Raw genomic sequence first — 16621 nt, 5'->3', positions numbered from 1 at the left:
TGAACCTAATGCAAAACTAACTGAACGAGGAATACTATCAAAGAAGTAGGCGGTTGCAAAATGGGCAACAAATTGATCTGGCAATAAAAAAGGGAAGCGAGGCTTCCCTTTAACAAGACAAGTTAATATTTTTCTTAGCGAAGCACTAAGAATAGGTAAGCATCACCACGGCGTACCTTTAATGCCACTGAGCCTTGGTTATTTTTTAGAGCTTTACGCAGTGCTTTTAGGCTGCGAACTTTCATGCGATTGATACCGACAATGACATCACCTTTTTCTAAATCAATCATTGCAGCTGGTGAGTTTGCCGCAACGTCAGTGACTTCTACTCCACCCTTAGTATCTTTAAGTGCAGCACCAGCCAACATTGGGTGCAATTCCGCTGCGCCTTTTTCTGCCACTTGGCTCGCTTCACCTAAGGTGACATTCAAGGTTTTTCTATCGCCATCACGGATGATCCCAAGCTTGATTTTCGCTCCTGCACCTAGGCTAGCAACGCGAGCGGCAAGCTCTGTGAATGAGCGAATATTTTTACCATTGATACTGACAATAATATCACCGGCTTTCATGCCTGCTTTGGCTGCAGCGCTATCAGGCGTAACTTCACGAACAAACCCACCGTGTTTGGTATTGAGTCCAAACCCTTTCGCAAGATCTGGTGTTAAGTCACCACCCGTTACGCCTAATACGCCACGTCGTACTTCACCGTGTTCAATGATTTGGTTAGCAAGGTTACGAACCATATTGATGGGGATCGCAAAGCCAATACCAACGTTACCGCCACTTGGGGCAACAATGGCGGTGTTGATACCAATCAGTTCACCCCGTAAGTTAACCAGTGCACCACCTGAGTTACCACTGTTAATCGCAGCATCAGTTTGAATGAAGTTTTCTAATTGCTCGATACCTAAACCGCTACGCCCTAACGCACTGACGATACCTGAGGTGACGGTTTGACCTAGACCGAATGGGTTACCAATAGCCACAGCATAATCACCAACATGGAGTTGATCAGAATCAGCGACTTTAATTTGAGTCAGGTTTTTCGCTTTGATTTGTAAAAGCGCAACATCGGCATTGGCATCACTGCCAATCAGTTTGGCTGGCACTTCACGGCCGTCAAGTAACCCAACCGTAATGTCATCAGCGTTATCAATGACATGATGGTTAGTGATGATGTAGCCTTTTTTAGCATCAATAATGACGCCTGATCCTAAACCTCTAAATGGACGTTTTTGCACTTGTTCTTGTGGTGCGTTAGGACCGAAGAAAAAACGAAACATGTCAGGCACACGTTGCTTTGATACTTGAACACCAGAAACATTCACCGAGACAACAGCTGGAGTGACCTTTTGCAACATTGGCGCTAAGCTCGGCATAGCTTGTCCATCTTGCACAACGGGTGCAGGGATCCCTGCTTGAGAGATAGCAGGAGTTAATGATAGAGCCGCACTTAATAGTGCAGCAGAAAGTACTGAATGTTTCATCTTCATCTATTTTGCTCCAAATACGTCAATGTTGATTGAATCAGATAATAATCCGACTGTCTTGATAGGCCAAAGTTCATCAAACGATTAAAATCACTATGTTTTTGATTGAATTTTCAGCTAAATATCAGTTGAATGATCAATAAATAGGTGTGGTTACTCAAAATATCAAGAAATCACATTAATTTATTTTGCTAGCAGGGTGTATTAAAATATTTTTAATACCGAGCAGGCCATAAATTAATGAGTAAGCATTCTCCCCTCATATAACATTTTGCAACTTTTCTGAGTTCGGGGAGGTGCTCCATCAAGTAGGTTTGGGTATTAGTTGAGATGTCTTTGATGTTTAGAGCAAACTCAATTTGAGTGACATTTTGAAATTCTGAACGCCTATCTTCTATTTTATCTATCCAATGTTTAATAATGACAAAAACCAGTTCAGGGGGAAGTGTAAAAGCTTGATCCCACTTTGTGCTAATTTCGCCATTGGGGGCTTCACTTTTATTGAGTACACTCGATTCTTTAAAATCTAAATATAAGATCGTTTGATCATCGTTGGTCATCAAAAGAGCGGGAGAGAATTGAATTGCACCTACCTGCATGGCTTGAGTTAAAAGGTCTTGGGCTAAGTGAAGATAATTCATTCTAACGAGTTCCCTAAATCCTACATAGAATGCAGAAATAAAGGGGGTTTTTAATTCTTTTAGTGATTGCCAAAAAGGTTCGAAATATTCTGATTTGTTCAAGTCTAAACATGACAAGGCTTTTAAGGCCGAACCAATGCAAATACCGTTTTTAGATAAGAGTAATTTGTCGACACTATTAAAAAGAGGCTTGAGATATTTAGAGTTTGAACTGGCTGCGGAACCAAGTGCTACAGTGCTGGAACATAGGAGGTAATTGTCAAGTTGTCCTGAGTCTTCGGAATAAAACTCTTCAGGAATTTTAGTTATGGTGGAGGGATACAAACGAGTTAAGGCCGTAACATAACAAGTAAAGGACGTTTTCACGGAAAGCTCATCAGGAAGAGCGGACATGAGCCTATCGATCAACATATCAGAGCGAATGATTATTTGTGCAGCTTGAGAACCTTTATCGAGTTGAAGGTCTGGATCATTGAGCCTTCGGCTAATTTTTTTGTCTGATTTGGGTGAAAAGTGATCCTCTATTGTACGGAGTACGATTTCTCTATCTCTTCCTCTGAAATGAAAGTGCACACGTTCCACATATTTTGCGAATAAAGTGATTAAAGAGGTGGCTGCATAGGAAACTTTATAGTCATCGGTCAGCCGAGTTTCCCAAAAGTTGATCAAATAAGGCAATATCTTAGGTTCATCGCGAAAAATTTCAGAGGCGCATTGGGTGGCGGATGGGAATACTCTTAAGAAACTATCACAGTCAAAATTTTCATAAATGACCGTGAGCAACTCCACCCATTGTTCTGAAACGCTCACTCTTTGCTCTGATGCGCATTTCAATAAGTCGAACATCATGTTGCATGCACCAATATCTTTCCATTCGGTATGGTTGAATAAATTCCAGCCTTTTATTGTCCAGAACGTATCATCAACTACGGCATCGCTATAGGTTTTTAGAGCAGCCGTACAAAGGGGGGCATCGACTTGAATGCCGAGCATTTGCAGTTCGATCAAAATAATGAGCACTAGGCGAGGGGATTGAGTTTTGTTTACACAAGCCGTCGCAGAACGAATGATTTCAATATGACGCTCACGGTTTGGGTAACAGTTATATACAACATCTGGAAAATTAATGCCTGAAGGGAGCTTATGCCAAGGAATTGGAGCGTTGGGGATCCAAGCCGTATAGGTATGATCATCCATAATGTCCTCTTTTGAAGCTTTAGAAGCAAACATTATGGGAACTTCAGAGTTAATGGCTTTTTGGATCGAAGAAACACAATAATTATAGGTGGCTAGATTGTTGATACCTTGAAGTTCATTGTGATATTTCGTTTGAATGGCTTGAATTTGCTCCTTGTCTGGTAGTCGTTTTATAGCGCTTAGGGATATTAACCCTGAACCTTGTGAGTGTGGGTGAGATCTTGAATGGGTTCGAGCTTTGGAGCGATGACGATATGGCCGCTCTGTACTTAGGCTTGAGCTAGAGGCCGATTGGTCATGATAATATTTGGGTACTTTACTGGGAGTTTCCTTTGTAGCGTAAGCTTTCCCTTCTCTGTTTGTCATCGTGCGTTTAAACGTAATTGGCTCTTTATTCTCTTGTATTTGCGGTGAACTGTGTATCGACGGTGGGGGAGTAGCCATTGCTCAGTTACCAAGACTATCGAATAGTTGAGAATATACTGTTTTGCAGAAATGATGCACAGAAAAAGTAGGCGGTTAGACAGTTTTTGTTAAGGGCTTATATACTGAAAAGTATAAAAAAATTGAGTGTGACCCTATGAGTAGTACTTTAGTCACATTGACGATGTTTTCACTTGCAAGAATCTACTTGATGAGTATCATGCATTTTTTCTATGGAAAGAGGTTCGCTTTTGTCTGCTCTAACTCCCCTACAACACTACCAACAAGACTTAACTCGTGAGGGTTTTTCACATGATCCTGCACAAGAGCAAGCGGTTAACGCTTTGCAACGTGTATATGATGATCTGTTGGCAGCAGAGCAACCCGCATCAGTCTGGCAGAATATAGGTAAATTGTTTGGGCGTTCAGCCAATTCGAAGGTGATGGGGCTTTATTTATGGGGCGGGGTCGGGCGAGGTAAAACTTATTTAATGGATACCTTCTTTGATGCCTTACCGTTTGAGCAAAAACTGAGAGCACATTTCCACCGCTTTATGCATCAAGTGCATCATGATTTAGAGCAACTTAAAGGTACCCAAGATCCTTTATTAGTGATTGCTGATCAAATGGCTCAGCAATACCGCGTTATCTGCTTTGATGAATTCTTTGTATCGGATATTACCGATGCCATGATTTTGGGTACCTTATTTCAAGCGCTATTTAAGCGTGGTGTGGTGCTGGTGGCGACCTCCAATATTATTCCTGATGATTTGTATAAAAACGGCTTACAAAGAGCACGTTTTTTACCGGCCATTGCCGAGCTTAACGCCAATTGCCAAGTGTTGAATGTAGACTCGGGGATTGACTATCGACTCAGAACATTAGAACAAGCTGAAATTTACCACTACCCGCTGGATGAGCAAGCGGAAACCAATTTAGCTCAATATTTCGCAAGCCTTAAACAAAACAGTGAAGTATCAACGGCTCCGATAGAGATTGAAGCTCGTGAAATTGCTATCCGTCAGCAAGCTAATGGTGTGTTATTGGCTGATTTTATTGCGCTATGCGACGGCCCACGAAGTCAACGCGATTATATGGAACTCGCTCGTTGCTATCACACCGTGATGATAAGTGGTGTTAAGCAAATGGGCGCGCAACAAACGGGTGATGATATTGCTCGTCGTTTCCTAGCCTTGGTGGATGAATTTTATGAGCGCCACGTTAAATTGATCATTTCTGCCGAAGTTGCATTGGAAGACATTTATACCGATGGTTTATTGAGCTTTGAATTCCGCCGTTGTCGCTCAAGATTGATAGAGATGCAATCAAAAGATTATTTAGCCTTAGAGCACCTACCTTAAACTGGGAGGTGGTAAGAAAAAACAGATGATTTTTAATTCAATTATCTGTATAATCTGCCGCCTGCCCACGTTACTTCGCACGTAAGGTGCGGATTTTGATAGCCATTTCGTTTGCTCGAAGGGGCAAGTGAAGGCAAAATTTACGTTACTTATCGCTTGATAGGTAATTTGTAAACAACGTAATTAACTTTGGGTTTTTGTAATAATGAAGACTTTTACTGCTAAGCCAGAAACTGTAACTCGTGACTGGTATGTTGTTGACGCTGAAGGTAAAACTTTAGGTCGCATCGCAACTGAAATCGCAGCTCGCCTACGTGGCAAGCACAAGCCAGAATACACTCCTCACGTTGACACTGGTGATTACATCATCGTAGTTAACGCTGAAAAAGTGACTGTAACTGGTAACAAAGCGAAAGGCAAAACATACTACTCGCATTCAGGCTTCCCAGGCGGAATTAAGCAAATCAGCTTTGAAAAGCTGCAAGCTTGTAAGCCAGAAATGATCATCGAGAAAGCGGTTAAGGGTATGTTACCAAAAGGTCCTTTGGGCCGCGCTATGTTCCGTAAACTTAAAGTTTACACAGGCGCAGAACATAACCACGCTGCACAACAACCTCAAGTTCTTGATATCTAAACGGGATTAAGCAAATGGCTGCAACTCAGTACTACGGCACTGGCCGTCGCAAAACTTCAACCGCTCGTGTATTCGCGAAAACTGGTAGCGGTAACATCGTAGTGAACAAGCGTCCATTGGACGAGTATTTCGGTCGTGAAACTGCTCGCATGGTAGTTCGTCAACCACTAGAATTGGTTGAGATGCTAGAAAAGCTAGACCTAAACATCACTGTTAAAGGTGGTGGTACTACTGGTCAAGCTGGTGCAATCCGTCACGGTATCACTCGTGCATTGATGCAACTTGATGAAGCTCTACGTCCTACTCTTCGTGCTGCTGGTTTCGTTACCCGTGATGCTCGTGAAGTTGAACGTAAGAAAGTTGGCTTCCGTAAAGCACGTCGTAAGAGACAATTCTCTAAGCGTTAATTTTCTGCTCGGTATCGAGAACAAGAAAAGCAACGTTACGAAGCTTTACCAAAAAACCCAGCCTTGGCTGGGTTTTTTTATGGGCGTTTGGAAATAGAAGTCTGACCGATAATAGAAAATGAAGATGAGTAAATGCTGAAACGATGCAAGTCCATCCATGGGGGCTTAGCCTATATATTTACTTGTTGGTTAGCGGGTATTTCTTGTGTGAATGAGTTTGGTAACATCTAAAGAGTAATAGTGTGAACACCAACAGAAGCGCACATCCATGTGCTGACGACCGTGACATCCTGTCACGGACGGTTGTTTTATCACACTATTACTCTTACCTCTTGATTTGTAAGATCAGGAACATTTTTAAAGCCAAAAAAAATCCTCCCGAAGGAGGATTTAATCAGAACAATCAGAGTTTAGATTAAACCGCTGATTGGAAAATCACTTCACCCGCTTTTTGAGTGTAACTTTCGATCTGGTCGAAGTTTAAGTAACGGTACGTATCGGCTGCGGTTGCATCAATTTCTTTGGCATACTCTTGATACTCAGCAGGCGATGGCAGGCGACCTAGGATAGCCGCTACAGCTGCAAGCTCAGCAGACGCTAGGTAAACATTTGCACCTGTACCTAGACGGTTCGGGAAGTTACGAGTAGAGGTTGAAACTACAGTAGACTTCTCTGCAACACGTGCTTGGTTACCCATACACAGTGAACACCCAGGAGTTTCGATACGTGCACCAACGCGACCAAAGATACCGTAGTAACCTTCTTCGGTAAGCTGATCACGATCCATCTTAGTTGGTGGAGCAACCCATAGGCGAGTTGGTAGTGCAGTCGCGAACTTGTCTAGCATCTTACCCGTTGCACGGAAGTGACCGATGTTGGTCATACAAGAACCAACGAACACTTCGTCGATTTTCGTTTCAGCAACTTCTGATAGCAATACTGCATCATCAGGATCGTTTGGCGCACAAAGAATTGGCTCTTTGATGTCGTTTAGATCGATTTCGATGATTTCAGCATATTCCGCATCGCTATCGGCTTCCATTAACTCAGGGTTCGCTAGCCACTCTTCCATCGCTTTAATACGACGCTCGATGGTACGACGGTCGCCGTAACCTTCAGAGATCATCCACTTAAGCATCACGATGTTTGAGTTCAAGTACTCGATGATTGGTTCTTTATCTAGCTTGATAGTACAACCCGCGGCACTACGCTCCGCTGATGCATCAGAAAGTTCGAACGCTTGCTCAACTTTAAGGTGCTCAAGACCTTCAATCTCTAATACGCGACCCGAGAAGGCATTGATCTTACCCGCTTTCTCAACAGTCAGTAGACCCATTTGGATGGCTTTGTGTGGAATCGCATGTACAAGATCACGTAGCGTGATACCTGGCTGCATTTCACCTTTAAAGCGAACCAAGATAGATTCAGGCATATCCAGTGGCATAACACCAGTCGCAGCTGCGAACGCAACCAGACCAGAACCTGCTGGGAATGAAATACCTAATGGGAAACGAGTATGCGAGTCACCACCTGTACCTACAGTATCAGGTAGAAGCATACGGTTTAACCACGAGTGAATAACACCGTCACCTGGACGTAGTGATACACCGCCACGGTTCATGATGAAATCAGGTAAAGTGTGGTGCGTGTTCACATCAACTGGCTTAGGATACGCCGAAGTGTGACAGAACGACTGCATGGTTAGGTCGGCACTGAAACCAAGACATGCTAAGTCTTTTAGCTCGTCACGAGTCATAGGACCTGTGGTGTCTTGAGAGCCTACAGAAGTCATCTTAGGCTCACAGTATTGGCCTGGGCGAACACCAGTCACGCCACACGCTTTACCTACCATCTTCTGGGCAAGAGTAAAGCCTTTGCCTGTGTCAGCCACGTCAGCAGGACGTACGAATACGTCAGACGCATCAAGACCTAAAGTTTCACGAGCGCGATCCGTTAGGCCACGACCGATGATTAATGGGATACGACCGCCAGCGCGAACTTCATCCATTAATACGTCAGTTTTCAGTGCGAACTCAGAGATCACTTCTTCTGAATCGTGACGACGAACTTTACCTTGGTATGGGTAAACGTCAATTACATCACCCATGTTCATTTGGCTTACGTCTAGTTCGATTGGTAGAGCGCCAGCATCTTCCATGGTGTTGAAGAAGATAGGTGCAATCTTACCGCCGAAGCAGAAACCGCCGGCACGCTTGTTTGGTACGTTCGGGATATCATCACCCATGAACCAAAGCACAGAGTTAGTTGCAGACTTACGAGAAGAACCGGTACCGACTACGTCACCAACGTAAACTAGTGGGAAGCCTTCTTCTTTCATGGCTTCAATCTTCTTGATTGGGCCAGTTACGCCAGCTTCATCAGGCTCAATACCTTCACGGGCGTTTTTCAGCATCGCGAGTGCGTGTAGTGGGATATCTGGACGAGACCATGCATCAGGAGCCGGAGATAAGTCATCAGTGTTGGTTTCGCCTAGTACTTTGAATACGCGTAGGCTGATTTTTTCATCCAGTTTTGGCTTAGAAGTGAACCATTCTGCGTTCGCCCATGATTCAACAACTTGCTTAGCGAAAGCGTTACCCGCTTCCATTTTCTCAACGACATCGTGGTATGCGTCAAACATCAATAGCGTGTGAGAAAGCGCAGTTACGGCTAGTGGTGCTAGCTCTTTATTATCTAACTGAGCGATCAAAGGTTCGATGTTGTAACCACCTTGCATGGTGCCAAGTAACTTAACAGCGTGAGCAGCAGAAATAAGCGGTGAGTTGGCTTCACCTTTGGCTACTGCATCTAAGAAACCAGCTTTAACGTAGGCTGCTTCATCGACGCCAGGTGGAATACGGTTTTCAAACAGATCAAGAATGAACTCATCTTCACCTGCTGGTGGGTTTTTCAGCAGCTCGATTAAATCAGCAACTTGTTGAGCGTCAAGGGGTTTTGGTACAACTCCCTCTGCGGCACGCTCTTCAACGTGTTTGCGGTAAGCTTCTAGCACGGCAACATTCCTCTATTGATTGCACCCAAAAGTGCTTGGACAACAGCATGGCTTTAATTACGTCTGCATAAACAACAGAGAATAAGCTCAAGTACTGCTTTTATTTTTTGGATTTTATCCTAGAAAAAGTAGTTGGAAATGGTTTTATACGCAGAAAAAATGGCAGGTAGCCAAGCTTGAATTGCAACGGGTAATGGTGTTTACCTGTTGTAATTCGTAACGAAGCTAACGGCGATTTTAGCCAGTATAAAACCGTTTTGTATTCGCCTGAAAAAGGCGAGATGTTCAACTTTACTTCTTAGGTATTTCTTATAGCAGTTTGATCAAATTTCAGTACGTCTTACTGCTTTTTGTAGGATTATACACCAGCTTTAAAAAAGTATGAATCAAGTCACACTCTTATCGACTCAACTTCAAGCAAATTTAACAATTTTTTGTCAACAAATCGTTATACTTGCAGAAATTTTATGTATTTAAGCAATTAATATGTCATTAAATGAAGTAAAAGCGGTCATCTTTGATATGGATGGCGTTTTGATCGATTCTGAACCTGTATGGCAAAGAGCGCAATTGGAAGTATTTCCTAAGTACGGTGTCCCTATTACTTATGAAGACACTTTGAAGACGACCGGAATGAGAGTCGATTTGTTGATTGAACATTGGTATCTACGTTATCCATGGGCGGATTATGATAATGCAAAGGTATGTCAGCAGATAGTATCGACAGTCATTGATTTTATTCATCGTGATGGCAAGCCGATGGTCGGAGTCATGGATGCACTTAAGTTTTGTCAGCAGCAAGAATTTAAAATTGGATTAGCGACGTCATCGCCAATGATTTTGGTGGATGCTGTGCTAGATACACTGAATATTCGCCACTATTTTGAAGCCATTGAGTCCGCTGAAACACTGCCTTATGGAAAGCCGCACCCAGAAGTGTATTTAAACTGCGCCAAAGCGTTAGGTATTGAGCCTAGCCGATGTTTAGCAATTGAGGATTCATTTAATGGGTTAATTGCAGCAAGAGCAGCGAGTATGCAAACGGTTGCGATCCCTGCTGAAGACCAACAACAGCAATCTCGCTGGGTTGTCGCTCATCATCAATTGTGTAATTTAACTGAGTTATCTTCGTTTATTTAAAATGGCTTGATTGTGCCTTCTTGCTGACTTGTTACTTTTGTTAAGAATTAATTCAACAACAGTTATGTAGAATGACCAAGGTGGCACTAAAAAAGTAATGAAATGGTTATAGCAACCCAAACACAGATTGATGTTAGAAGTAATGGGGATTTCCCTGAAGATGATGAAGAGTGTCTTGTTCAACTGACGACTGTAGCGACTGGAAAAGATACTTGTTATAACGTTGGTTCAGTAGATAGCCGAGTAGAGGTTAAGGGCGAAAGTACTCAAGACCAACAAACAAAAAGATTGGCTTCTTTTTTGGCAAGCTCATCTGCGGTAGTACCGTATTCTTCTTTCTATGCTAGCGATCAATCAGTTAGAAAAATGATACCAAAGGTTGTGAAAATTCAAGCTGCTTGGAGAGGAATAGCGGTTCGAAATAGACTCATTAAACCTCAATCTATAGAAATGGGCATAGAATCTAAAGTATTTGTTCAGTCCAACGAGCCTCAAATCGATAGTTTTAGTTTCATTGATACAAGATCATCATACATCTACCTATGTTGTGGGGGGGTAAGTATCTTAGAGCATTTAATGCAATGGATGCATACGGGGAAGCTCCCACTGGTGTTTATCGTGGATCACAATAGCAAAGTAAAATTATTTTGGGAGTGTCTTAAAGGGCTTTTCTATTGCAGTAACTCAATTGAACAAGTAGTAAAAGCATTAAAAAGTACTGGTCAGCAAGCACTCTATAAGCCTATACCAGCAGCAGAACAATGTGAGAAAGTGGGATTGCAACAGCAGTTTTACAATTTTAAATCCTTACCTTTATTTCTTTGGAAGATCACAGATAAAGGGGATGACAGTAAATTTCAATTTTTACGTACTATAGTCTTAGAAAGGGTGCAGTTTATTTTGCAAGCATGGGAAAATAGCCGGACTTTTCGCTTTATTCATGAGCTTGCTAGGATTGGAAATCGACGAGTCTGTGTATTTACCTCGAATATTCCAGAGTGCATGATTTCATTTCCACAGCGGGTTAGTTTGATCAGAGAAAACATTCGATTACTTTCCCCCGACTTGGAAATTGAAACAGATAATGCTCGTTATACGGGATATCCGAGCATGGTTTATATCAGGGAGAAAGGGAAACCAAACAGGTGGATTAATACTTCAAAGAGATTCTATAGTGAACGGCAATTGAAAAATCGTCAGCAAAATTTCACAGCGTTTTTTAATTTTTGAGCCAGATGTGCTGTTTTAGTAATCAACTCCTATGTGGTTTGATTATCTATGTATCAGGCATCGCGAATTGAGTAACGAAAGCCGCTTTATCACTTGCAAATATTTGGTCCAGTAAAGGCTCTGTATGAAATAGAGGATGATCAATATGCTCTATTAATGTGACTCGACCATCGTCATGAACCTTTAGTCCTCTGTGCATTGCCCCATCCTCTGTGGCTGAATCAGGCCAAATAACAAAATGACTCGCTTCGGGAGCATTAATGATCACACAACGAATGTTTGAATGATGTGCTGCCAGTGCTTGGTTAATAGTGATACTGGCTTGCACTGCTTGCTGATGAGTACAGTCTGTTTTTGATAATTGAGTCAACGCCTTATTCATTTCTGCCATTCGTTGGATTCGCTCATTTAGATGTTGCTCTGTTATTTGCTCAAAGGGTTGTTGATCTTCCGTCGCTTCAGGCAGTTCGTTAAGTAGCTGCTTTTTTTCTTGTTGATCTGCTAATGCTTGAAGCAATCTCTTGTTGTCTTGTTCAATTAACAGGAATGCTTGATATCTTTGATCAGAAAGTTGCTCATAATCATCCACAGGTTTCCATTTTGCTCGCCTAACCTCTTCCATAGTATCAGGATCACTTAGGTTAACGACTTCGAGTCTTCTCAGTGGAACTGAGTTAGAGCGTTTTTCTTCTGAATCGAAATAATAGGTATACGAACTAGTTTCAACGCCACACACATGATCAACTTTGATTGGGTTATGGTTAGGGCCACATAGTTCATTAAGTTGTTCCATTGCGTTATTGGTTTCAGATGGCTCTTCAGATTCGAACAGGGTCTTTAGTAGCTGAGCTGCTTGGCTTTTGTTGGTCTGACAAATCCAGTCCATCAGTTTGTTGAAGGTAGAGTTGTATTTTTTTTGTATTTGTTCAGGGGTAGAGTTTCGAATGTCCTCTAGCTCTGATGAAGAAAAACTGCGTGATAACTGAATGGCCCTTTGACCTTGAATTTCAATCCCTGGCATGGCTACAAGTGCTTAGTGAATAATACGTTAAGTGTAGACCAATCGATAAGATTGTAAGCACAAAAAAGCCGAGTAGAAGTTCCACTCGGCTATGTGTTAGATTCGAGCTAGGGTTACCAGATCTTCACACGCTTATCTTCAGGAAGGTACATCTTATCAGTGTCTTTAACCTCAAAGGCTTTATAAAACTCAGGGATGTTACGTGGCGTACCCATAGCACGGAAGTGGCTTGGTGAGTGGCTGTCTGTCAATAGACGTTTTGCTAGCTCTTCATCGCGATAGTTACGACGCCATACTTGTGACCAACCAATGAATACACGTTGTTCACCAGTAAAGCCATCAATTACAGGTGAAGGCTTACCATTTAGGCTCATTAGATAAGAGCGGTATGCTACCGTTAGACCACCTAAGTCACCGATGTTTTCACCTAGAGTTAAGTCACCGTTAACGAATTTACCCGGTAGCGCTTCGTACTTAGAGTATTGCTCAGACAGTGCTTTACCACGCTTTTGGAACTCTTCTTTATCTTTAGCCGTCCACCAGTCACGTAGGTTACCGTCACCGTCGTATTTAGCACCTTGGTCATCAAAGCCGTGGCTGATCTCATGACCAATAACCGCACCAATACCACCATAATTGACGGCATCATCCGCTTCCATATTAAAGAATGGAGGCTGCAAGATAGCGGCTGGGAATACGATTTCGTTCATTACTGGGTTGTAATAAGCGTTCACGGTTTGTGGTGTCATAAACCATTGAGTTTTATCGATAGGCTGACCAAGCTTGCCTAGCATATCTTTGTACTCAAACTGGGTGTAACGTAAGTAGTTACCTACTAAGTCGTCACCTTTGATGGTTAAATCCGTGTAGTCTTTCCACTTGTCTGGGTAACCAATCTTATAGGTGAACTTAGACAGTTTTTCTTGCGCCGCTTTCTTGGTTTCAGGCGTCATCCACTCAAGTTCATTGATGCTCACTTCAAAGCCTTTGATCAAGTTTTTAATCAAACCTTCCATACGCTCTTTCGCTTCAGGTTTGAAGTGCTCTTTAACGTATTGCTGACCAACCAGTTCACCGATCACGTTATTCGCGGCATCAACCGCTTGCTTCCAACGTGGCTTTTGCTCTTGAATACCTTGAAGGGCTTTATCGTGGAATTCAAAGCTTAAGTTAGCAAATTCAGGGGTAAGCAATTTCGCGTAGTTATCCACTAGGTGGAAGCTTAGGTAATCTTTCCAAGCGTCAACGGAGAATTTATTAAACTGCTTACCTAATGCTTCAAAGTATGATGGTTGACTGACAATCACTTCTTTAACATTGCTGCCAATGCCGACGTTTTTAGCGAAGGCTTCGAAATCAACATTGCCAAATAGACTGTTCAGTTGTTTGCGGTCCATCTTGTTGTAACGGGCGTTAGCGTCACGAGATTGAACTCGACTCCACTGATTCTTCGCAATGAAGGTTTCCATTTTCATTACGTTGTCAGCGGCTTTGCTAGCGCCTTTAACGCCTGCTTGCGTTAATAAATCAGTGATGTATTGCTGCATTTGCTTGCGGTTGTTAGCAAACTTTTCATCATCTTTTAGGTAGTAATCTCTATCAGGTAGCGTTAGACCTGATTGATAGAAGTACACCGCGTACTGATCGGATTTTTTAGCATCATTGTTAACGTAGAAGCCAAACGGAATACCACCACCGTTGATCATCAGCTTACCCATTACCGCAGCAATGTCTTTATGGGTTTTGGCCGATTTGATTTCAGATAATAGACCATTAAGTGGGGTAATGCCTAGCTCTTTGATTTTGTCGGTGTCCATGTAACTGGCATAAAAATCACCGACTTTTTGCGCACTTGAGCCATCCACTTTGTTCGGCTGTTTTGCGGTTTCTTCGATGATTTTCTTAAGCGCGTCTTGGCTTTTTTCATACAATACCGAGAAAGCACCGTAGTTTGACTTATCACCAGGAATTGGCGTGTTCTTTAACCAGTGACCATTTACGCTGTAGTAAAAGTCGTCTTGGAAACGAACGTGAGTATCAAAGTTTTCTTTTTCGATACCTGATTGAACTACAGGCTTAGGAGCTTCTGTTTTTACGGTTGCTTGTGGTGCTTCTTGTTTACCACAACCTGCAAGACCTAGGCTGATGGCAACACTAAGTGCCAGAGCGCTGACTTTTTTCATGTTAATTCCTTTCGTTCTCGTGACCCTCAAAGAGGGAAATGGTTCTTGAGTAGAACTGAAAAAACAACTGGAAATAGATGTTCAACATAGTGGGTTGTGACGCTTTCCAATGGCCTTTTCTTTATGATTTTGTTGTTATCGACCCAGCAACATAACAAAAGGGGAATCAAAGGAACAGTAGGAGATGTAACAAGATGTAAAAAAATACCGCTCATTATGAACGGTATTTTTTACAGTAAGCGTAGCTTGGTATGCTGGCTTAGTTAAATGGGTTAACTAAGATCATGGTTTCGTTACGATCAGGACCTGTAGAAATGATGTCTACTGGTGTCTCTAGTAACTCTTCAATACGCTTGATGTAATTGATCGCCGCTTGAGGTAGCTGCTCAATAGACGTCGCACCAAAGGTGGTTTCTTCCCAACCTGGCATGGTTTCAAGTACTGGAGTGACGTTTTCATAACCTTCAGCGGCAAGAGGCGTTTGGTGAGAAATGCTGCCATCTGGCATTTGATAACCCACACACAACTTCACTTCTTTAAGACCGTCTAATACGTCTAGTTTGGTTAAGCAGAAACCGCTGATAGAGTTAATTTGTACTGCGCGCTTCATCGCTACGATGTCTAACCAACCTGGACGACGTTTACGACCTGTGGTTGCACCAAATTCATGACCTTTCACCCCTAAGTGATCGCCAATTTCGCATTCAAGCTCAGTTGGGAAAGGACCTGCACCAACACGAGTGGTGTAAGCTTTGATGATACCTAGAACATAATCTAAGTGACGCGGACCAAAACCACTACCTGTAGCAACACCACCAGCAGTGGTATTTGAAGAGGTAACAAATGGGTAAGTACCGTGGTCGATATCAAGAAGGGTACCTTGAGCACCTTCAAATAGGATTGGTTGACCGTTCTTACGAGCTTGATCAAGCAGCTCAGTTACGTCAACGCACATCGACTTCAAGTAGTCAGCCAGTTCAAGCGCATCGGCTAAGGTCTTATCGAAATCAACCGCTTCAACCTTGTAGTATTCAGTCAGCATGAAGTTGTGGTAATCCATCACTTCTTTAAGCTTTTTAGCGAACAGTTCTTTATCGAATAAGTCACCCACGCGTAAACCACGGCGAGAAACCTTATCTTCGTAAGCTGGACCAATACCACGACCCGTTGTACCAATGGCGTTGTTGCCACGTGCTTTTTCACGTGCCATGTCTAGAGCACAGTGGATTGGCAAGATCAGTGGACACGCTTCTGAGATCATCAGACGCTCTTCTACTGGAATGCCACGCTCTTTAAGCATGTGGATTTCTTTCATTAGCGCATCAGGTGCGAGAACAACACCGTTACCGATAATGCATTTCACATTGTCGCGTAAGATACCTGATGGAATAAGATGAAGTACGGTTTTTTCACCGTCGATGACTAAGGTGTGACCAGCGTTATGTCCGCCTTGATAACGCACTACATAACTTGCCTGTTCTGTCAGAAGGTCGACAATTTTACCTTTTCCCTCGTCACCCCATTGAGTGCCGAGAACAACAACATTTTTACCCATTTTTCGCAGTCGGTTGTGGTTAAAACGGGATTTTAACAGATTTTCGCATTAAAACTAGCCACTTTACGTTTGCGTTACAGAAAAATGAATATTAAAACAATGCCTACTGTAACGAGAGCACCGCCAAGACGTTGCAATGATTGAGGTGTCTGTTCTGATATCGAGGCTAATACTTGTTTCCACTTGTTTGGGATAAGTAAAGGACCTAAGCCTTCAAACACTAATACAACCCCTAAAGCGAGCATAATGGTGGCGAATGTCATTGTTGTTTCTTGTTGGCTGTATGTTGATAAATTATTATTAATTTTACACTGACATGCAGGTTT

12 protein-coding genes are annotated in these 16621 nt (G+C 42.6%); 5 read left to right on the top strand and 7 right to left on the bottom strand.

What is annotated here, in order from left to right:
* Positions 1–134 precede the first annotated feature (134 nt).
* Complete coding sequence (locus tag E2H97_RS17495; protein ID WP_133408324.1) at positions 135–1493, bottom strand: DegQ family serine endoprotease; 1359 nt, start codon at positions 1491–1493, stop codon at positions 135–137.
* A 212-nt stretch (positions 1494–1705) separates the two neighbouring features.
* Positions 1706–3772 carry a hypothetical protein gene (locus E2H97_RS17490; protein WP_133408323.1) on the bottom strand — a complete coding sequence of 689 codons (2067 nt, stop codon included), beginning with the start codon at positions 3770–3772 and terminating at the stop codon, positions 1706–1708.
* A gap of 230 nt (positions 3773–4002) precedes the next feature.
* Here E2H97_RS17490 and zapE point away from each other — a divergent pair, with 230 nt between their 5' ends.
* From zapE to rpsI, 3 genes are all read left to right on the top strand, one after another.
* Positions 4003–5112 carry a cell division protein ZapE gene (gene zapE, locus E2H97_RS17485; RefSeq protein ID WP_133408322.1) on the top strand — a complete coding sequence of 370 codons (1110 nt, stop codon included), beginning with the start codon at positions 4003–4005 and terminating at the stop codon, positions 5110–5112.
* Between the two features lie 205 nt (positions 5113–5317).
* Positions 5318–5746, top strand: a complete 429-nt coding sequence (rplM, locus tag E2H97_RS17480) for a 50S ribosomal protein L13 (protein ID WP_121840073.1) — start codon at positions 5318–5320, stop codon at positions 5744–5746.
* 14 nt (positions 5747–5760) lie between these two features.
* Complete coding sequence (gene rpsI, locus E2H97_RS17475) at positions 5761–6153, top strand: 30S ribosomal protein S9 (RefSeq protein WP_121840074.1); 393 nt, start codon at positions 5761–5763, stop codon at positions 6151–6153.
* Between the two features lie 415 nt (positions 6154–6568).
* On the opposite strand, the gene acnB is transcribed toward rpsI, so the two are convergent.
* Positions 6569–9166: a bifunctional aconitate hydratase 2/2-methylisocitrate dehydratase gene (acnB, locus tag E2H97_RS17470; protein ID WP_133408321.1), complete on the bottom strand. Its 2598-nt coding sequence runs from the start codon at positions 9164–9166 to the stop codon at positions 6569–6571.
* A gap of 486 nt (positions 9167–9652) precedes the next feature.
* Here acnB and hxpB point away from each other — a divergent pair, with 486 nt between their 5' ends.
* Positions 9653–10306, top strand: a complete 654-nt coding sequence (gene hxpB, locus E2H97_RS17465; RefSeq protein ID WP_133408320.1) for a hexitol phosphatase HxpB — start codon at positions 9653–9655, stop codon at positions 10304–10306.
* Between the two features lie 102 nt (positions 10307–10408).
* Positions 10409–11536, top strand: a complete 1128-nt coding sequence (locus tag E2H97_RS17460; protein WP_133408319.1) for a hypothetical protein — start codon at positions 10409–10411, stop codon at positions 11534–11536.
* A 46-nt stretch (positions 11537–11582) separates the two neighbouring features.
* Here the strand turns inward: E2H97_RS17460 and E2H97_RS17455 are convergent, their stop codons facing one another.
* From E2H97_RS17455 to E2H97_RS17440, 4 genes are all read right to left on the bottom strand, one after another.
* Positions 11583–12557, bottom strand: a complete 975-nt coding sequence (locus tag E2H97_RS17455) for a hypothetical protein (protein ID WP_133408318.1) — start codon at positions 12555–12557, stop codon at positions 11583–11585.
* Positions 12558–12670: 113 nt separating this feature from the next.
* Positions 12671–14740 carry a M13 family metallopeptidase gene (locus E2H97_RS17450; RefSeq protein ID WP_133408317.1) on the bottom strand — a complete coding sequence of 690 codons (2070 nt, stop codon included), beginning with the start codon at positions 14738–14740 and terminating at the stop codon, positions 12671–12673.
* 259 nt (positions 14741–14999) lie between these two features.
* Positions 15000–16295 carry an adenylosuccinate synthase gene (locus tag E2H97_RS17445; RefSeq protein ID WP_133408316.1) on the bottom strand — a complete coding sequence of 432 codons (1296 nt, stop codon included), beginning with the start codon at positions 16293–16295 and terminating at the stop codon, positions 15000–15002.
* 74 nt (positions 16296–16369) lie between these two features.
* Complete coding sequence (locus tag E2H97_RS17440) at positions 16370–16558, bottom strand: DUF2065 domain-containing protein (RefSeq protein WP_133408315.1); 189 nt, start codon at positions 16556–16558, stop codon at positions 16370–16372.
* Positions 16559–16621: the final 63 nt, after the last annotated feature.

This window comes from Parashewanella tropica, assembly GCF_004358445.1.
Classification (GTDB): Bacteria; Pseudomonadota; Gammaproteobacteria; order Enterobacterales; family Shewanellaceae; genus Parashewanella; species Parashewanella tropica.
The sequence above is the reverse complement of the archived record's forward strand: the minus strand, read 5'-3'. Positions and strand labels throughout refer to the sequence as shown.